Below are 16,967 nucleotides of genomic sequence, written 5' to 3' on the forward strand. Positions count from 1 at the left end.
CTGGCAAACTGGACATGGCGAGGGCCATGTCCAGTTTAATCCAGGTGTGTTTATTCAAAAATAATACTTAAAAACAACACAAACCCCATTTTCAACAAAGTTGAAATGGGGTTTGTCTACGTTCTGAGCCAGCTCACTGATTTAGTGAGCTGGCTCTTGATCAATCGTTTGGTTCTTCTTGATCTTTATCTATCTTTTTCGTCCCTTTACTTACATACGGTTTCGGACCTTTTTTCTTACTGCTCGATTTCCAGCGGTTCCAGCCTTTCTTGCCCGTTCCTTGACCTACACCGCTCTTTTTCTTATTCGCTTTCGCTTTACCCATCCTAATCACTCCAAGCACATTCTATTACACAGTATAGAGCAGAATGCGAGATTTTACTACAAGTGCAGTGAATTAGGTTTGCTTGAGGAGCAAAATTGGGTGGTTAAAGCTGCGTAACAATCCTTAGAGTACTTTTACAGATTTGCCTAAGGACAAGGTGATGTTTATCTTCAATATTCGAATCCTGCATATGGGTTATTACTTTCAAATAGATACTCTTTTATTCACGAAGAAGTTTCTGCTATTGTTAGAAATCAAAAACTATACAGGGCATATATATTTTGACGATAAATTTGGTCAACTTGTTAGAAAACTTAATGATAAACTTGATTATTTTGAAGATCCTTTGGAACAAGTAAGGCAGAAGTATCACCTCTTACAAATCCTCAAAAAGAAGAAATTTCCTGACATTCCTATTGAACATCTAATTGTATTCAGTAACAAAAACTCTTTTGTGGATTGTTCTCCTACCTAATTAAAGGTGTTTTATGTCCCATTTGTAATAATAACAGTGTCATGTATCATCATAATGCGAATTGGAAATGTGCAAAATGCGGTCTTACATCAAAGGATACACACGTTGAAGCTCTTAGAGATTATGCATTATTAATTTCACCAATTATTACAACTAAACAATGTAAAGAATTTCTTCAATTATCTAATCGGCGCAAATCCTAATATTTATTGCAGATGCTAACTTTACCTTCCAGTGGTTCGAATCGATCATTTAGATATCACCTTGAACTTCCTTAAATATTAATCAGCTGGATTAATAATCGCCATCTGCTGGTGGTCTTCCCATTTGCCGTTGATCTTCACATTTTTACGGGCTAGTCCTTCTTTTTCGAAGCCCGCTTTTTCTAACACACGAATTGATCCGATGTTATGTGGCATAACTCCTGCTTCGACTCTATGCAATTTCAATTCTTCGAAAGCATACTTTACGATTAGCTTCACGGCTTCAGTCGTATAGCCTCTTCCATTGTGTTTCTGATCTAAAAAATAACCGACAAATGCACTTTGAATCGAACCGCGCATAACGGCGAACAGATTAATTGTACCAATCAACTGATCTTCATTTGTGAAAATACCAAATAAATAATCGAGATCTTGTTTAGCATTTTCAGCCATCATCTGCAGCCGCTTTCGTGTACTTTCAAGCGTATAAAATTCTGGTGATCGCTGCATTGAATACTTCTCAAAAAAATCTTTGTTCTCCACCTGCAATTGAAGTGAGTCTTCTGCATCATCCACATTAAGTAGACGTATGTAAATATTTTGGCCAGATAACTTTTGTTCCAAATTAATACTTTGGTTCATGTTCATTCCCCTTTTCCATCCATTTTCTTAGAGATATCCTTCTCATTGCCTCTTTTAAAGTTCCCTGTCACTTTTGCGAGAATCAACTGCACTTCGTGATCGGTAGAGGCTTGTTCAATCCTTTTTATGATTTTATCTGCTTCTTTCCCCTTTAAAGTGGTTACGGTTTTGCCATGATCATCCATAAAGATCATATTATTTTTCGTGATTCAATAAGTAAAAACCCCTTCTTCTATACGTTTTCGTTTATCGATATTCCCAATTCACCCATCACCTCATAAAAAATCTTCGTTTAAATAATCGCCCCTACTATATATTTCTGTAATTATGAGGTACTTCCTCTTTTCTTTTTGAAAGGCATTTACTAAGCACTCTTGATCAGGCTTACTCAGCGGCTTTTTCATTATGGTTAAAAGTATGTTATAATAGTTTGATACAACTTAGGGCTTTCGACTTTTCTTAGTCACCCTCCGTTACGGAAGGGAGTGCAAGAAATGGAGAAAATCAGTGTATTTATGGATGATTATCGAAGTCCGCCAGAAGGGTATGTGTTTGTCGAGACCATCGATGAATGTATAGAACTTTTGCGAAACTTCGACATTGAACATCTCTCATTAGACCACGACTTGATCAGTAAAACGAGAAACGGAACAATGCTCGTTCAAATGATGGTTAATGAAAATTTATACGCAAATCGGATTACGATACATTCCGCCAATTCAGTTGCCGGAAAACATATGTACAACCATTTAAAACAGGCACAAAAAGATCTTATAATGCCGCCGTCGATCATCGTATCACGACGACCTTTACCTCTCAAATACATCCCGCCATTTATGCTGCAGCATTATATAGACGTCATGTAACTCACTAAACCCACTACTTTTATAAGCTTGAACATAACTGAGGAAACAGCCACAGTTTACCAACATCATAAATCACTTGGCATCGTAGCTGTTTCCTCGACTTTTACATACCAAGAGATAATCGTTATTCTTTTGATTTCCTGCCCAGCACAATTCAACCATGAGGCCATCCCTCCACCTATCCCAAAACCTTTTGATACTTACTATGCTTATCCGTTTCACCTACATACTCAAATCCGTTATCCCTATAAAACTGATTCAACTTAGCATTTCCGGCTACACAATCCAGCTTCACAACTTTTTTATGAGAGTTATGATTTTCATGTATCCAGTTCAACAGGCTTTTTCCGATTCCTTGATTCATGTAGGATGGCTTAACTGCTAGTCGATGTAGGTAGAGCGAATCGTATGTCTCGTCATCTCCAAAGATATGTCGGTCCCAATCGCTTTGCTCTGGTGACAACGTAAACGTCGCGATCATCTGGTTGCCTGCTGAAACAATATAAGTATGTTGATCCACGATCGCTTGATGAATCTCTTCATCATCCCCACCTTCCAATAGGTAGCCCCATTGCTGAATTCCTTTGTCCTTCATCCATTGTCCGATATCTTTAAGCAGCTTGATCACTTTATCACTTTCCATAACGGTTGCTTTTTTTATCTCAAGATCTGTCACAACTCGCATACTGCATCCTCCTTTTATCCTTCAATGTCCACACTATCCTTTCTCCTGTTCCTCCTAAATACCCTTTAAAAAGTTCTGACCGTACGCAGATTACCTGCATACATTATTGGAGTACATTTTTGCAAAATATATTGTGTTTGGAGTGGAACGCATGGGATTTAACAACACACAGTTGACCGGAAGGGTTATCTATCAGGGGGACCCCGGCTATGATGAAGCCGTTCTGAATTGGAACCCGTATGTGAATACCTTACCTCTTGTTTTTGTTTTTGCACAAAATGCCTGTGATGTCAGCAATGCAATCAAATGGGCTCGTGAGAACGATGTGCCGCTAAGGATTAGAAGCGGACGCCATGCTTTAGACAAGGACCTTTCCGTTGTCAAAGGCGGAATCGTCATTGATACGGGTGATATGAATCAGTTTCATTTGGATAAAAGAAAACACATTGCTACGGTTCAACCTGGTATTCGCGTTGGCCCACTTGTTAAAGCATTGGCTCGAGAAGGATTTATGGCAGTATTCGGAGATAGTCCGAGCGTGGGTATTGGAGGAATCACGACAGGTGGTGGTTTCGGAGTGCTTTCACGTTCCATTGGGCTAATCTCTGACAACTTGCTTGCTCTTGAAACGGTGGATGCACAAGGAAACATTCTGAAGGCGAATCCCGCATGCAATAAGGACTTATTTTGGGCATCCAGAGGCGGTGGTGGGGGTACTTTTGGTTATAATACCGAATACACCTTCAAGGTTCACCGTGCCCCTGAAACGGCAACGGTTTTTGATATCGTTTGGCCATGGGAACAGTTAGAAACAGCCTTTAGAGCTTGGCAAAACTTGATGCCATTTGTAGACGAACGATTAGGGTCCTACATGGAGATCTTGAGCAAGGTGAATGGGCTCTGTCACGTCTCCGGGCTTTTCTTAGGATCCAGACCGGAACTAACACAGATTTTACAGCCATTACTTAACGCAGGGACACCAACGAATGTAGTGATCGAGACCCTTTTCTATCCAGATTGTATCGATTTCCTCGATCCACCAGATCCTATTGCCGATCAAAATTTCAAATTCTCTTCTGCATGGTCAAAAAACCTTTGGCAGGATGAACCCATTTCGATCATGAAGCAATTTTTAGAAGAAGCACCAGGGACTGAATCTAACTTTTACTTTACTAACTGGGGCGGTGCCATCAGCAGAGTGCCAAAAGATAAAACAGCCTTTTATTGGCGATCACCGTTGTTCTACACAGAATGGAATGCGACCTGGATCGATCCGTCAGAGGAAGCGAGCAGTCTGGCATCTGTCGAAAGTGTGCGTCAGCAATTAAAACCTTATGTAGTCGGTTCTTATGTAAACGTGCCAGACGAAAATATCGAAAATTTCGGATCAGCCTATTGGGGAACCAACTTTGCAAGACTGCAGCGAGTAAAAGCAAAATACGACCCTGAAAATATCTTTAATCACCCGCAAAGCGTACCGCCATCTTGTTGAAAATTTCAGTAAAAGCCCCCCCGAGCTCCCGTTAGCGCAGGAGGGCTTTTTTCATTAATACAGCTTATTCTTGTATCCGTCTAACAGTGCTTCTGCCACCACTTCTTCTGTCATTCCTGGAAGGTTCACATGATCCGCAATAATCTTTGCCGCGTTCGGCTGTTCCTCTTTAGCCAACCACTTCTTTTGCTCCCAAAGTCCAGAGCGTTTAAAAGCCTTCCCACAATGCATGAAACACTGCTCTACTTTTACAACGATTCCAAGCTGGGGTGGTTTCCCGTTAACCGCCATTTTTTCTAAAATATCTTCATCGCGAATGATGGTCGCTTCCCCATTGATTCGGAGTGTTTCCCCCATGCCAGGTATCATAAAAAGCAATCCCACTCTAGGATTTTCAAGGAGATTGAACATAGAATCGGCACGTTTGTTCCCTGGGCGTTCTGGAATGATAAGATGCTGATCATCTACAACATATACAAACCCAGGCGCATCACCTCGAGGGGAACTGTCACAGTTTCCTGCAGCATCCGATGTCGCAAGTACGACGAATGGAGATTTTCTTATGAACTCTCTGCAATGCTCATCGATCGCAGAAATCACTTTGTTTTGCCCTCGAATACTCGGACTTCCTAACATCGTTCTTAATTCTTCCGGGTTTGCCATGTATTTTTTAAATAGAATGGTCATATGTTTCTCCTCATTTTGATTTTAAGTGGCTCTAGAAAGTAAAAAAGATCTTTTTAATGCTTTTCAACTTTCATTCATAGCATGATGAGCAAGGTGGAGATTTTCTTTTCTTACATAAATATCATACTGAGTGTTTTCGTTATAATACCTGACACCAAAGTTCTGTATGGGAGTCCTTACTTTAAACGTAACGTCTCCCTTGTTTAATTTGGAAATAATCTTGAAGTAACTCTCGTGTCCAAAAGCTGTATAGAACAGACTTCATTTTCGATATCGATAGCGATGGATAAAAGTCCCCAAGATATCCCCACTAATATAACCCCTAAACAAAACCAGCCATAACTGTTCATCAGATACCAGCAAAGTGATATCTTTATCCAAAAAGTATGTCTAGGATTGAACTCAATTGACCTTTCTTCCCTTCCAAAACATCTGGATTATACACCTCGACGTAACCGCAATTCATACACGAAACAAAGAGAAAGTGGTTATGTTGAATATCTAATAATTTACTTAATCCAGACCCTGTCATGGCAACCTCTTTTGTCCTGCACGTTCGATGACTGCACTTAGAACACTTAAAATTCGTTTGGATAGCATTTTCCACTCTGCTCAATCAAATCATCTCCTCTTCCTATGGTTAAAGGCCACTTTTCTCCTCATAAATCGTGGAAGATCCGCGCTCGACTTTATAGGAGATCGACCATGGACCGCCCGCTTCCTCATCCTTCCACGTCTCCGTAAACGTCACGATATACACTTCATCGTCGATCTCTTCAACACTTGTTTCTCGAATTGCGTTCCCAACCGTTATTACGCCTTCTTTTTTCGGAAACTTATCAATGATCGTGCCTTCTCCAGATGTTACAAACGCAACGGCATCCTCTGCTGTAAACGGTGGCTGTTCTGGAGTAATGAAACTTAGAATCGACCAAGTCACCATGGTAACGGACAACGGACTAAGCAGAAACATCAAGGTTGGCTTATCTCTTTTTTTCCGATGAAGAATCCACCTGTCGGTACAGGCATAAAAAAGTGCTGCTCCTACACCGAACAATGCTAGAATTGGATTTACGAGAAGCATGATCAATCCAAAAACACCGTGAAGTAATACATAGAAGGGAATGTTGATTCTGAACCATCTGTTCATGATAACCTCGATTAAAGCTGATACCAGTGATCCATAAATGAGTATGATGATGCCTCCAAATATGCCATAAAATATTACTGCAATTAAAAATTCTGCTCCATAATCAAACGTTGCGCGAGTGTCATGATAGATATAAACACTTGCTAGAATCATCGCCAACGTGATTGTAGTTACGAACGATGCCATTATTTTTCGTCGGAAGAAGTTATCCTGCAACAGTTAAACCCCTTTCTATCGATCTCTCCATTTCCACTTCAGCATCTTATCCTTTGCACCGGTTTCCTCAAATCCTAGTTTTTCTAAGACGTGTATCGAAGCGATATTATCCTCTAAGCATTCAGCGATAACACGACTTACGAGTTTCGTTGATAAAGACCACTCTATGAGTTTATGAGCCGCTTCTGTTGCATAGCCTTGTCCTTGAGCCGAAGGAATGATGCCATATCCGATTTCAACGGTGTGGTCTACCGGTTTTCCTTTAAAACCAAGATCTCCAACGATACGCCCACTCTCTTTTTCAATCACAAACCAAACGCCCCAGCCTAAAAGACTTTCATCTTCCTGTAACTTATCTAAATAACTTTTGATAAAGCCATGAATCTCGTAATATTCTGGTGAGAGCCTCTCCACTAACTGATGGTCTACAGGAACGATTGTGAGTCTTTCTGTTTCGAGTCTCATCATCAAAATAGTCCTCTCTACGTATACTTATTTCCATCATAGGGTTATGGAAAATTTTAGTCAATGCATGAAAATACCCCCATAAAAGAGCTTTTCATTATAAATAGTGTATTAAGTACATAAAAAGTTAGACGTATGAATGAACCGCTTTAAGGAGGCAAAAGATGGAGCCGTATGTAAAAGATGCTCTGCTTGAATGGAAAGAAGAGATTGAACAACAGAAGAAAGAAATCGATGAAGAATACGAGAAGGTGAAGACTGAGCTTCAGCTTTATTCTTATAAATATGGAATCACGAAACAAGTCATTCAATCTACCATCAACGAGGAAATGATCAAAAACATTAAGAAGACCTATCAACAGCCCTTTGAAGAAAAATATAAAGAGCTGAAAGAACAGATGAAAAAACTCGAACAAAAACGCAGCGTGTTCAACATGTTTGTTGAAAAGATCGAAATTGCTAGTGTAAAAGATGCGAATGAACAGAGATAGCCAGGGATAACTCCTGAGCTATCTTTTTTTGTGCCTTTGCCAAACCTTTTTAGTTAAAAATCGGAACTTCCTTCTATTCATCACGTAAGGATTCTCAAAAGAATAAAAAGGAGCTTCTATGGCAACTGAAAAATTTCCATATCACTTTGGTTGAGTCGCACTTCTGTCATGGACCATTCACTTTTCACTTTCATTTGGTGAATACACTTCATCAATAATAAACTGCCGCCGTTTTTCTTTTAATCGCTTTGACGATTTATTATTTATTTGTTTACGTTTACTTTCATTTTAGATTCGGTGAATTCATCGTAAGTGCCGGACTAATCGTTATCGTCTTCATCCTTTTATTCGTTTTGCTCTCACTGTCAAATTCTAAGTTCATTAAAAGGAGTTATATGTTGTAAACATATAGAAAGGGGGTTCGTGGGAATGAAGAAAATCATAGTAGCACTCTTTATCCTTTTATTAACTGCATGCACCCTAGAAGAGTGGAAAGAAAGCTCCTTGTTTAAATCGGGTGGTTACACAATGATCGGAGAAAAAGATAAAATTGGTTTTATTTACGATAACACAGAAGTCGTAAAGTTTTATCCAAGCAAAGTACAGAAGTATATGTGGCATTTGTGGGGCTCTAAAGACTTGGAAGGGAAGCCATTTAAAGTCGTTGCGACATCACAGGAAACAGGTGGGTGAAGGATTATCTTTGGAAGAAGCCATTGTAGGTGGAGCAAACAATGGGGCTGACGCCCATGTCCCTTACATGATGTTCCTGCCTGAGCCTGGAATGTGGAAGCTAGATGCATATGTAGATGAAAAATTGTTCGGTACAGTCTTTGTAAAAGTGCATAAAAAGTAACGAAAGGATAAAAGGTAGCGATCTCCGTTTGCCGCGGTGGAGTTTATCCTCACCTATATCCAAACAATTTGAATTGCATGCATAAGAAAATCGGCTCACTCTTACCATAAGAGTGGCCGATTTTAGTTTATAATTTCGTTGTATTGTAACTTCCTAAAATTTTCACATCATGTCCATATGCTTCTAAGATTGCAATGGCTTTTGTCATCTTTTCTTCATGCAAACCCATTTGTGTTTCTATAAAAAAGTGATAAGTCCCTAACTGCTTTTTCGTAGGACGAGACTCAATCCAGGATAGATTGATCGAAAGTGCTGTAAATACATTTAGAATAGATGAGAGTACTCCCGAATAGTCTTCCGTTGGCGCGATCAACATCATTGTCTTCGTTCGATCTTCCCTCGGTTTTACAGAATCCTTCGTGATTACGACGAACCGCGTGTGGTTGTTGCTGCAGTCCTGTATCCCGCTTTTCGCAATCTGCAAATCAAACACTTCAGCTGCATATTGGGATGCAATAGCACCAACATCTTTTCTTTCTTGATTCTTTACCGCTTGAGCGGCTGCAGACGTACTGTTGAACTGCTTGCTCTTCACTTTCGTTTCTCTGATAAAATCACGACATTGGGCAAGCGCTGGAACGATGGACCAGACTTCACGCACCTCTTCAAACGATGCTCCCTTTATGGTAAGAAGATGAAGGGAAACCGGGAAAATCAATTCCGCTTCAACAAACAAGTCATACGTTAAAAGACCATCAGCTGTTATGTTGATCGTTCCTTCTATCGAATTTTCAATTGGGACAATCCCTTTATCTGCCTTACCTTCCCCAACCGCTTCTAATACATCAACGATGGAATCACTTTTACACCAATCAACATCATCATTTTTAAAATAACGAAAGGCAGCTTCTTCCGAGAAACTTCCTTGAGGACCTAAATATGCTACTTTCATGTTAGAACACGCCTGCCTTTTTTCTTTTCGTTTCAGTATACATCTATTGATTAAATAGACCAAATGAAATTATGAAAAATCAGTGAATTTATTTAAAATTTCCTAAAATTAAAAAGCCGCATGATCGTGTGATCTGCGACTTTTAACTAATTATGACCTAATCATCCTGTATTACTTCGTTCAATGGCATCGTCCCAACTCGGAAAATAATGAAGTGCATTTCTCATGAGCTGAGGATTGGTTTTCTTCACTTGTTTTTTGTTCAAATTCGAACCTTTTGCCATTAAACCTTGAATTTCTGATAAGACTTCTTCTGGGCTCATATTTATTTCCATAGATACGCCTCCTTTAGTTGTCTTATCTACATTCATTCACAACTTGCGTGGATCATATACCTTATTTATTTGATTTTGTTACTGATTTTTCACTTTTAGTGCGACCCAAACCTCGGCTACAGATTAGGCCATATTACTTGAGAGCTTGACTGCTTATGCTTCTAAACCAAGGGGCATTGGTGCTTTTCATATGATTAACCTCCAAAAAAATCACAGAAATCGTGTCTGCGAATCAATAAAAGCTTAGTCGTTTCACGGTACGTGTTTTTTTATTTATTACACGTTCGCTCAAAAACCCTCGAGTTTCGCTCAAGATTACTTATCTACGCTCAAAATTAGCCACGAACGCTCTAAACTGTCGGGTACCGCTCAAAATGCCCTCCGTTTCGCTCAAAATGAGCTATTCTAATAAATTCAAGCCCCTTCAGGGACCTAAAATTAACACTAAATCACCTCTAAACCACTTTGCCTACACAATTCCTGAAAAATTTCGATGGTACCAAAGAATTTTTCATTAAAATTCCCGTCTTCAACCGTCCAGCATGTGGATAACACCGCATGTGAGAATCCTCTTAGCAAGACTCTCTCTTTAACCAAATCCAGTTCTTCCACAAAAATATGGATACGTTTCTCAATGATTTCTTTTTGATTCGTCTCAGGCAAATTGTTCAACAGATACTGAATCACATCGTACTCACGGTCCCCGATCAACCCCTTCGGATCAATAGCCATCCATGAATGACCGTTTTTCAATATATTATAATGATGCAGATCTCCGTGCAGAAGATAAGGCTCTTGAATTTCACGGTTAAGCTGTTTAAAAACTTTTAGCGCAGTACAAATCAATTCACTCGAGATCGGACCGAATCCATGTGTATGCTGTCGCGCGATCCTCTTCAAACTGTTTTCCCTATCCATTACGGTTTCTATGTCCGAATGGTGAGATGCTGTTACCCACAGTGACTTCATGATGTGAGAGGCGATACGTGCAGCTTCTTCCTCATCCTCTACTTCCGCGAGTGTATAGCCTGGTCTTAACCGTTCAAGAAGCATAACTCCCTGATCTTGGTCATATTCCAATAACTTGACCATGCCACTCCCTTTCATTCTTTTAAGAACCTCTAATTCTCTACGAAACTCTTTATCAGATAGAACAGCTTTCACGACAACTTCTTCCCTGTTTTTTCGAGTTGCTGGAGCGACAAAATTAAACGACAAATCAAACGGTTCATGAATAGAAAGCCCCCACTTCTGTTCGAAAAGAGCCATTTGGTTACCAAAATTACAGAGCCACTCTTCTGCTCTTTCTTTATGAATATGTTTTAAGGTTTGTATAAATCGGTCTGGTAGTCTCATTGTTCGCTCCATAATAAAAGAATCTAATCATCCCACGTCTCATCCAAATGTTGAGCATAAAAGGTAATTCCTTTTTTAAAATATTGAAGCTTTTCATCATTCGTAGTCTCCATCAGGTTCATTAACGCGATCTCCATGGCTTCTTTGTATCTTCCTTTATTATAGAGAGCTATGGAATAAAAAATTTGCAGACCCCGGTGATCAGGGAAATGCGTTACACCCTTATGAAGAGTCTCAACTGCCTTATCATATTGACCTAATAGACGGTATGAACTGCCAAGTCCAAGTAAGCATCGCTCTAAATCCGAGCCTGAAAGCCCTTGATCGATCGCTTTTACATAGTAAGTGATAGCTTCCTTCGTAAATCCAGAATTATCATGTGCTATCCCGATCTGATAGTTGATTTCGGCGTTTTGGGGATCTTCCTCTGACATTTTAATCAATTGGGTGCGCGCCTCATTCAAGATCACCATATCCTGCTTTGCACGTCCCTCTTCACGTAACGCGATGGTTTCATCCAATCTTTCACGTAAGCTTTGATTCATTTTGAATCCTCTCCTCTTCATTTCAATAACCCATTAAAGATTAAAATGCTCTTTTATTTGTAAAGCTACTTCTTCCGGACTCAAATCGTTGTTATTGATACGCAAGTAATTCTCTTTATTAATTTCGCCTTCCAATGAGTTCATCCTGTATCTATCCATTGAAGTTTTCAAATCATTTTCCGACCATTCAATATTTCGTTTCGATGGTTTGTGTTCCAATCGATGAGGGGTCTTGTTTCGTTTCAGCCTCTCATCCAAGTCCGACTCCAGTTCAACAAAAAAGATGTCTGCTCCTTTCTCTTCAAAAATCTCGCAAACATCCTCAACAAACTTCCCATCAGACTCAAAATTGAATGCCCATACAAATGTGAAGATCATTCCATATTGATCACTTTGGGCAAATTGTTTAAATATCTCTTTACGAAACAGTTGGACGAGACGTTTTCCCTCTTTTGATCCATAATCAAAAAACTTAGTCACAAGATCGATCGTCATATGGTTATGAAAGAGTTTCAGTTCCGTAACCTTCTCTAACTCATGCCCCACCGTCATCTTTCCAACCGCCTGAGGACCGAATAATAGAACAAGCTTCAAGATGCATCCCCCTTTTTTTAAAAAAACTGCTCTCCATCAATTAATCTTTTATAGGTTTTTTTTACGTTTTTTTCATTATATCAGCCCTAATTGTTCTTGCTGCACAAAGATCTACTAATACATTTACTCGTGACAAAATCATCCCTCAATTAAACAATCCCTGTTACTCAAATCTCTTATTTTCACTCAAAAATGGAGAAAACGTTATCAAAATAGCAGGATCACACATCTCTCACACAACCCTCACAAAACGTTCACAAAACTCTTTTGTAATGTGCTCATTGATGTTCTATCATTTGTACTGTATTTAGATTTAGTGCTTTAATAGAGATGTATTTAAGGTTACAATAAATTGGTTAACCTATAGAGATAATAGATGAAGATGGTGTCTTATATAATGGAAAGAACTTTGGAAAAACAAAAAATGTCAGCCGTCCTTGGCCAAACGATCAAAACAGGGATTATTAAATCTAATCTTGTGCCGATGTTTGCTGGATTGACGCTGGCTATATATACGTATGATATCGACCCTAGTGAAAAGGTGTTAGATACGCTGTTTGCTCTAATCGGTTCCTTTCTCGTGATTGGGGCTGCCGGAACTTTTAACAACATCTATGACCGGGATATCGATGCGATTATGGAACGAACCAAGGGAAGACCTACTGTTACCGGCGAAATCAACATTCAGTCGGCATTATGGCTCGGCATCCTAATGGCGGTTCTAGGCATCGTCGCCCTTGCGTTTACAACCCCGCTTGCTGCAGTGTTAGGATTTCTAGGTCTCTTCTTTTACGTTGTACCGTATACGATGTTAACGAAAAGAAGAACGATTTATAACACGGAAGTTGGCTCTATATCGGGCGCTATGCCACCGCTAATTGGTTGGGCAGCCATGACCGGAACCCTTGAACATCCTGCTATCGCTGCATTATTCATCATTCAAGTGATCTGGCAGATGCCTCACTTTTATGCGATCGCGATACGCCGGCATGACGAATACAAAGCCGCTCGAATTCCAATGCTTCCTGTTGTAAAAGGGGTTAGAAGAACGTATATCCAGACCAACGTTTACTTAGTGCTTTTGAGCTTAACAAGTTTTCTTTTCTTGCCGCTAAGCTTAGGTCTAACACTAGTTGCTCTTTTAATGAATGTTGGCTGGCTCGTACTAAGTATCTACGGCTATAAGAAAAATAAGGATTCAGAGAAATGGGCGAAACTTCTTTTCATCTACTCCCTGATCCATATGACCATTCTGTTTTCGACGGTCATCGTATACTCTCTCGTTGGGATTTTCATTCTTAAATAAAATAAAAGAACATAAATTAGCAATCGAAAAAGACTGCAATTGAACTGCACCCCAATTGTTAGACACAACTAACAATTGGAGGTGCAGTTCAATTTTTCACAGTGCTTTTTTCCTTTCTAGAAAACAACTAGTATCAACAATCTAACTAGTTCAATTGTTTTTTATCGGTATAAAGATGACCAGTTATCCCCTCATTACTTCCCTTCACCCGCTTTAATGTAGCAACGATCAGAAAACTGACGATCACTAACAAAAGCCAAGAACTCACTTTTCCGAGAGGAACGAGACTCCAAGTTTCCGTTTGGTTCGGGTATTTCCAAGCGCCAAAGAATGTCGCAATATTTTCAGCGATCCATATAAAAAAACCGATCAGTACAAAAGAAAGTGCGAGCGGCATGCGGTACCGGGTTCCATTCACCTTGTATGTCACCCATGATTGCCAAAAGACGATAATGACGAGCGCAGATAACCACCAGCGTATGTCCATCCAAAAATGGTGAATGAAAAAGTTTAAATAAATCGCAGAAGCAAGCGGCACAACCATCCAAAACGGCGGCCACTTTACCAGTTCAACATCCAACCTTCTCCACGCCTGACATAGATAACTCGCAACACTGGCATACATGAATCCGCTGTACAAGGGCACCCCAGCTATTTTGGAATACCCTTCCTCTGGGTAAGACCATGAACCCATGTGCACTTTAAAAAGTTCAAGAGCCAGACCGATTAAGTGGAACAATGTGATCACCTTCAATTCATCCCTTGTTTCGAGACCTGAACGCACCATCACCCATTGCATCAAAAGACAGATGATGAGCAACCAGTCATACCGTGGCAAAATTGGCAGCTTTACGATCTGTGTCACTGCGAGTGAAGTGAAGATTACGACAGGAAACAAACAGGAGAGTGCCTGCTCCCAACCAAAATAAACGAGCTGCTGCTTCAAAGCTCTCATAGTTCATGCCTCCGCACTATTTTTAGGACAAACCTACTGGCTGTCTTCGTCACTTTTGTATTCTAAAAGATCACCTGGCTGACAATCTAACGCTTTACAGATCGCATCCAACGTAGATATACGGATCGCTTTTGCTTTTCCGTTTTTTAAGATTGAAAGATTAGCCATTGTAATGCCAACCTTATCCGAAAGTTCGGTTACACTCATTTTTCGTTTCGCCAGCATCACATCGATATTGATTATAATCGCCATGTTTTCACCTCAGACCGTTAAATCATTTTCCGATTTGATATCGATCGCATTTTTTAATAGCTTTTGAAGGACAGCCGCAAAGACTGCGATCACCGTGCTGCCAAAAATGATGACCATCCCGATCACGATAATTCCAGGCGCATCATCAGCCTCTCCTATCAGATAGATGAGAGGCAAACATAAAACGAACAGCCCGCTGATCCAGATCGCACAGTATTTGATATTCTGTATTGATTTCACAGATAACTCCGAGAAAGCTTCGTTCTTATCGATATACGTTAAAAGCTTATACGTCTGATAAAGAGCTGCAAAATATGCGATAGCTGATGCATACAACCCGACCATAAAAGGATATTGCCAAAAGTCTAGCGTTGGGTTTAATTCCGCAAAGAACGCTGCGATCTCAGGCACAATAAAGATACATAATGCAAGAACAGGAAGTCCCATAAGAAAAAGAGTGAATTTCAAAAAGAATGTTTCTCGTTTCATCACCAAGCACCTCACCTATTTAATACTCACATTCTAATATAAAATTTATCGTTTTACAATAAATGATTATTGTTTTTTATTATATTATTATCGAATATAAGATATGTAATGATTTTATAAAAAAAGACTGCTCAGCGGCAGTCTTTCTTTCGATAGATCCCAATTCAATTTCACGGTACGTGTTTTTTTATTCTGTTACACGTTCGCTCAATATGACCCAATTTTCGCTCAAAAACTTCGAGTATCGCTCAGAATCGCCGAGCTACGCTCAACATTCCATAGCTTCGCTCAGAAAGGATAGACTTTCGCGCAAAAGTACTTTATTCAGTCTAACTTAGCACTAAAAACAGCTTGATAGGCAGCCGTTTTGCTTGGAATCTTACAAAGTGCGTAGTCCATCTGGTTTTGATCCATCAAAACGGCCTTTATTCTCTTGTTTTACATAAAAAAGGGGCTGTAACTCAAAAAACTTTTGAGTCAGCCCCTAAAATCACTTTTTATTTACTTTTTTTCTTTGCGATATACTCTTTGACTACTTCGTACACATAATCTTGATTCGCTGCTGCTGTCGTTGGATCGTATGCTCCGCCGTTCGTTTTGTTGTTTGATAGCACGCGGATTCCTAGGAATGGTACATCATACGATTTAGAGATCTGTGCCGCAGATGCCCCTTCCATCTCTTCAACAGAAGTTCCGAAGTTCTCATGGAACCACTTGATACGGTCCACTTCATTATTCCATACGTCTGCAGAACCGATCGTTCCTTCTATTACTTTACCTTTTGTGTACTTGTCTTTCACCGCATTTGCTGCTGCAAGCAATTCTTTGTCACCTTCAAAATAACGAGCTTTCTCAGCATCCGGATCTTCCCCAGCGCTTCCTTCTGAAGCCATCAAGTCCATCGGAATCCAAGAAGTAGGTTTGATACCCTCATTCTCTTCAAGATGAGGCGTTTTTAATGAACCTAGATTTACAGTTTGCTTTCCAAGTACAACATCAAAAACATTTAAGCTTGGATCATGTCCACCAGATGTTCCTTGGTTGATGATTGCTGCTGGTTTATATTTTTCAATCGCAATAGCAGTAGCTGCTGCTGTGTTCTCCATGCCTTTTCCAGTCTTCGCTACGATTACAGGATAGTTGTCTAGTTTCCCTTTATAGAATACAAAGCTACCAGATTTCTCAACTTTCACATGATCGAGACGCTTTGCAAAGTTCTCAGCTTCAATCGGCATTGGCCCTTGGATAATAATAGGCTTTCTCGGCTTTTCTTTCCCTAAAGCGTGATCTGATAAGTTAATACCCGCAATTGCAGATACAAATAATACAGCGATAATTGCAAGTACTGTGTATTTTTTCCCCATTCGTTTCATCATCGTTGCTTCTCCTCCGTTGTCATGAACTACTCATATTCTGCTCAAACAAAAAGTCTAGAGTAAGTGAATCCACCTCTAGACTACGGGAGTTAAAGTAAAGAAATAGGGTTTGCCATACCAAAATAAAGCAGTTTCCCCGCACTTCAACTCGTAGTCCAGTTCTTTCATTGGGAACCGGGTAGAAACACTCAGACCATATTACCGAGCATATACGAGAATTCGTTTTTCAAGTTTAATACTTTGCAAATATAGCA

24 protein-coding genes and 1 riboswitch are annotated in these 16,967 nt (G+C 39.8%); of the genes, 7 read left to right on the forward strand and 17 right to left on the reverse strand.

The window, feature by feature from the left end; translation table 11 throughout:
* Positions 1–160: 160 nt before the first annotated feature.
* A complete protein-coding gene (locus M3206_RS06495) occupies positions 161–325 on the reverse strand; it encodes a DUF3934 family protein (RefSeq protein WP_251311707.1) in 165 nt (54 codons plus the stop codon).
* Between the two features lie 157 nt (positions 326–482).
* Here M3206_RS06495 and M3206_RS06500 point away from each other — a divergent pair, with 157 nt between their 5' ends.
* Complete coding sequence (locus M3206_RS06500) at positions 483–800, forward strand: nuclease-related domain-containing protein (RefSeq protein WP_349773999.1); 318 nt, start codon at positions 483–485, stop codon at positions 798–800.
* A 281-nt stretch (positions 801–1,081) separates the two neighbouring features.
* Here the strand turns inward: M3206_RS06500 and M3206_RS06505 are convergent, their stop codons facing one another.
* Together M3206_RS06505 and M3206_RS06510 are read right to left on the reverse strand one after the other, a co-directional pair.
* A complete protein-coding gene (locus M3206_RS06505) occupies positions 1,082–1,645 on the reverse strand; it encodes a GNAT family N-acetyltransferase (protein ID WP_251311708.1) in 564 nt (187 codons plus the stop codon).
* Positions 1,646–1,647: 2 nt separating this feature from the next.
* A complete protein-coding gene (locus M3206_RS06510; RefSeq protein WP_251311709.1) occupies positions 1,648–1,839 on the reverse strand; it encodes an ABC transporter ATP-binding protein in 192 nt (63 codons plus the stop codon).
* 300 nt (positions 1,840–2,139) lie between these two features.
* Here M3206_RS06510 and M3206_RS06515 point away from each other — a divergent pair, with 300 nt between their 5' ends.
* Entirely contained in the window at positions 2,140–2,511 is a 372-nt protein-coding gene (locus M3206_RS06515) for a cyclic-phosphate processing receiver domain-containing protein (protein WP_251311710.1), read from the forward strand.
* 178 nt (positions 2,512–2,689) lie between these two features.
* Here the strand turns inward: M3206_RS06515 and M3206_RS06520 are convergent, their stop codons facing one another.
* The gene (locus tag M3206_RS06520) at positions 2,690–3,196 is read right to left on the reverse strand and encodes a GNAT family N-acetyltransferase (RefSeq protein ID WP_251311711.1); all 507 of its coding nucleotides are present in this window, start codon (positions 3,194–3,196) and stop codon (positions 2,690–2,692) included.
* A gap of 151 nt (positions 3,197–3,347) precedes the next feature.
* On the opposite strand from M3206_RS06520, the gene M3206_RS06525 reads away from it, so the two are divergent.
* The gene (locus M3206_RS06525; RefSeq protein ID WP_251311712.1) at positions 3,348–4,688 is read left to right on the forward strand and encodes an FAD-binding oxidoreductase; all 1,341 of its coding nucleotides are present in this window, start codon (positions 3,348–3,350) and stop codon (positions 4,686–4,688) included.
* A gap of 54 nt (positions 4,689–4,742) precedes the next feature.
* On the opposite strand, the gene M3206_RS06530 is transcribed toward M3206_RS06525, so the two are convergent.
* From M3206_RS06530 to M3206_RS06545, 4 genes are all read right to left on the reverse strand, one after another.
* Complete coding sequence (locus M3206_RS06530) at positions 4,743–5,375, reverse strand: pyridoxamine 5'-phosphate oxidase family protein (RefSeq protein ID WP_251311713.1); 633 nt, start codon at positions 5,373–5,375, stop codon at positions 4,743–4,745.
* A gap of 373 nt (positions 5,376–5,748) precedes the next feature.
* Positions 5,749–5,982 carry a zinc ribbon domain-containing protein gene (locus M3206_RS06535; RefSeq protein WP_349774001.1) on the reverse strand — a complete coding sequence of 78 codons (234 nt, stop codon included), beginning with the start codon at positions 5,980–5,982 and terminating at the stop codon, positions 5,749–5,751.
* Between the two features lie 33 nt (positions 5,983–6,015).
* Positions 6,016–6,741 (reverse strand): hypothetical protein, encoded by a 726-nt coding sequence (locus tag M3206_RS06540; RefSeq protein ID WP_251311714.1) that lies wholly within the window; start codon positions 6,739–6,741, stop codon positions 6,016–6,018.
* 15 nt (positions 6,742–6,756) lie between these two features.
* The gene (locus M3206_RS06545) at positions 6,757–7,209 is read right to left on the reverse strand and encodes a GNAT family N-acetyltransferase (RefSeq protein ID WP_251311715.1); all 453 of its coding nucleotides are present in this window, start codon (positions 7,207–7,209) and stop codon (positions 6,757–6,759) included.
* 161 nt (positions 7,210–7,370) lie between these two features.
* Between M3206_RS06545 and M3206_RS06550 the strand changes: the two genes are divergently transcribed.
* The 3 genes from M3206_RS06550 (at position 7,371) to M3206_RS06560 (ending at position 8,553) form a co-directional block, all read left to right on the forward strand.
* On the forward strand, positions 7,371–7,697 hold the full coding sequence (locus tag M3206_RS06550; protein WP_251311716.1) for a hypothetical protein: 327 nt from the start codon (positions 7,371–7,373) through the stop codon (positions 7,695–7,697).
* 429 nt (positions 7,698–8,126) lie between these two features.
* Positions 8,127–8,390, forward strand: coding sequence for a hypothetical protein (locus M3206_RS06555; RefSeq protein ID WP_251311717.1), 264 nt, complete (start codon positions 8,127–8,129; stop codon positions 8,388–8,390).
* A gap of 10 nt (positions 8,391–8,400) precedes the next feature.
* The gene (locus tag M3206_RS06560; protein WP_251311718.1) at positions 8,401–8,553 is read left to right on the forward strand and encodes a hypothetical protein; all 153 of its coding nucleotides are present in this window, start codon (positions 8,401–8,403) and stop codon (positions 8,551–8,553) included.
* A gap of 127 nt (positions 8,554–8,680) precedes the next feature.
* Here the strand turns inward: M3206_RS06560 and pheA are convergent, their stop codons facing one another.
* From pheA to M3206_RS06585, 5 genes are all read right to left on the reverse strand, one after another.
* Positions 8,681–9,505 (reverse strand): prephenate dehydratase, encoded by an 825-nt coding sequence (gene pheA / locus M3206_RS06565; protein ID WP_251311719.1) that lies wholly within the window; start codon positions 9,503–9,505, stop codon positions 8,681–8,683.
* A gap of 161 nt (positions 9,506–9,666) precedes the next feature.
* A complete protein-coding gene (locus M3206_RS06570) occupies positions 9,667–9,840 on the reverse strand; it encodes a hypothetical protein (RefSeq protein ID WP_251311720.1) in 174 nt (57 codons plus the stop codon).
* Positions 9,841–10,284: 444 nt separating this feature from the next.
* The gene (locus M3206_RS06575) at positions 10,285–11,196 is read right to left on the reverse strand and encodes an aminoglycoside phosphotransferase family protein (protein ID WP_251311721.1); all 912 of its coding nucleotides are present in this window, start codon (positions 11,194–11,196) and stop codon (positions 10,285–10,287) included.
* A 23-nt stretch (positions 11,197–11,219) separates the two neighbouring features.
* Complete coding sequence (locus M3206_RS06580; RefSeq protein WP_251311722.1) at positions 11,220–11,741, reverse strand: tetratricopeptide repeat protein; 522 nt, start codon at positions 11,739–11,741, stop codon at positions 11,220–11,222.
* Positions 11,742–11,774: 33 nt separating this feature from the next.
* Positions 11,775–12,335 (reverse strand): AAA family ATPase, encoded by a 561-nt coding sequence (locus M3206_RS06585; RefSeq protein ID WP_251311723.1) that lies wholly within the window; start codon positions 12,333–12,335, stop codon positions 11,775–11,777.
* Positions 12,336–12,732: 397 nt separating this feature from the next.
* On the opposite strand from M3206_RS06585, the gene cyoE reads away from it, so the two are divergent.
* Positions 12,733–13,641, forward strand: a complete 909-nt coding sequence (cyoE, locus tag M3206_RS06590) for a heme o synthase (protein ID WP_251311724.1) — start codon at positions 12,733–12,735, stop codon at positions 13,639–13,641.
* A 145-nt stretch (positions 13,642–13,786) separates the two neighbouring features.
* Here the strand turns inward: cyoE and M3206_RS06595 are convergent, their stop codons facing one another.
* From M3206_RS06595 to M3206_RS06610, 4 genes are all read right to left on the reverse strand, one after another.
* A complete protein-coding gene (locus M3206_RS06595; protein WP_251311725.1) occupies positions 13,787–14,596 on the reverse strand; it encodes a DUF817 domain-containing protein in 810 nt (269 codons plus the stop codon).
* Positions 14,597–14,629: 33 nt separating this feature from the next.
* Positions 14,630–14,848, reverse strand: coding sequence for a helix-turn-helix domain-containing protein (locus M3206_RS06600; protein ID WP_251311726.1), 219 nt, complete (start codon positions 14,846–14,848; stop codon positions 14,630–14,632).
* A 9-nt stretch (positions 14,849–14,857) separates the two neighbouring features.
* Positions 14,858–15,337, reverse strand: a complete 480-nt coding sequence (locus M3206_RS06605) for a DUF2975 domain-containing protein (protein ID WP_251311727.1) — start codon at positions 15,335–15,337, stop codon at positions 14,858–14,860.
* Between the two features lie 497 nt (positions 15,338–15,834).
* On the reverse strand, positions 15,835–16,713 hold the full coding sequence (locus M3206_RS06610) for a 5'-methylthioadenosine/S-adenosylhomocysteine nucleosidase (RefSeq protein ID WP_251311728.1): 879 nt from the start codon (positions 16,711–16,713) through the stop codon (positions 15,835–15,837).
* A gap of 131 nt (positions 16,714–16,844) precedes the next feature.
* Positions 16,845–16,948: riboswitch (purine riboswitch) on the reverse strand.
* Positions 16,949–16,967 lie beyond the last annotated feature (19 nt).

This window comes from Fictibacillus phosphorivorans, from assembly GCF_023715845.1.
GTDB lineage: Bacteria > Bacillota > Bacilli > Bacillales > Fictibacillaceae > Fictibacillus > Fictibacillus phosphorivorans_D.

Bases quoted from the DNA above. Each gene is read 5' to 3' on its own strand.
- M3206_RS06555 (WP_251311717.1), top strand. From the start codon at position 8,127: ATGAAGAAAATCATAGTAGCACTCTTTATCCTTTTATTAACTGCATGC.
- M3206_RS06530 (WP_251311713.1), bottom strand. From the start codon at position 5,375: ATGACCATTCTATTTAAAAAATACATGGCAAACCCGGAAGAATTAAGA.
- M3206_RS06575 (WP_251311721.1), bottom strand. From the start codon at position 11,196: ATGAGACTACCAGACCGATTTATACAAACCTTAAAACATATTCATAAA.
- M3206_RS06595 (WP_251311725.1), bottom strand. From the start codon at position 14,596: ATGAGAGCTTTGAAGCAGCAGCTCGTTTATTTTGGTTGGGAGCAGGCA.
- M3206_RS06520 (WP_251311711.1), bottom strand. From the start codon at position 3,196: ATGCGAGTTGTGACAGATCTTGAGATAAAAAAAGCAACCGTTATGGAA.
- M3206_RS06495 (WP_251311707.1), bottom strand. From the start codon at position 325: ATGGGTAAAGCGAAAGCGAATAAGAAAAAGAGCGGTGTAGGTCAAGGA.
- M3206_RS06605 (WP_251311727.1), bottom strand. From the start codon at position 15,337: ATGAAACGAGAAACATTCTTTTTGAAATTCACTCTTTTTCTTATGGGA.
- M3206_RS06510 (WP_251311709.1), bottom strand. From the start codon at position 1,839: ATGATCTTTATGGATGATCATGGCAAAACCGTAACCACTTTAAAGGGG.
- M3206_RS06570 (WP_251311720.1), bottom strand. From the start codon at position 9,840: ATGGAAATAAATATGAGCCCAGAAGAAGTCTTATCAGAAATTCAAGGT.
- M3206_RS06515 (WP_251311710.1), top strand. From the start codon at position 2,140: ATGGAGAAAATCAGTGTATTTATGGATGATTATCGAAGTCCGCCAGAA.
- pheA (WP_251311719.1), bottom strand. From the start codon at position 9,505: ATGAAAGTAGCATATTTAGGTCCTCAAGGAAGTTTCTCGGAAGAAGCT.
- M3206_RS06610 (WP_251311728.1), bottom strand. From the start codon at position 16,713: ATGATGAAACGAATGGGGAAAAAATACACAGTACTTGCAATTATCGCT.
- M3206_RS06550 (WP_251311716.1), top strand. From the start codon at position 7,371: ATGGAGCCGTATGTAAAAGATGCTCTGCTTGAATGGAAAGAAGAGATT.
- M3206_RS06505 (WP_251311708.1), bottom strand. From the start codon at position 1,645: ATGAACCAAAGTATTAATTTGGAACAAAAGTTATCTGGCCAAAATATT.
- M3206_RS06525 (WP_251311712.1), top strand. From the start codon at position 3,348: ATGGGATTTAACAACACACAGTTGACCGGAAGGGTTATCTATCAGGGG.
- M3206_RS06600 (WP_251311726.1), bottom strand. From the start codon at position 14,848: ATGGCGATTATAATCAATATCGATGTGATGCTGGCGAAACGAAAAATG.
- cyoE (WP_251311724.1), top strand. From the start codon at position 12,733: ATGGAAAGAACTTTGGAAAAACAAAAAATGTCAGCCGTCCTTGGCCAA.
- M3206_RS06580 (WP_251311722.1), bottom strand. From the start codon at position 11,741: ATGAATCAAAGCTTACGTGAAAGATTGGATGAAACCATCGCGTTACGT.
- M3206_RS06545 (WP_251311715.1), bottom strand. From the start codon at position 7,209: ATGATGAGACTCGAAACAGAAAGACTCACAATCGTTCCTGTAGACCAT.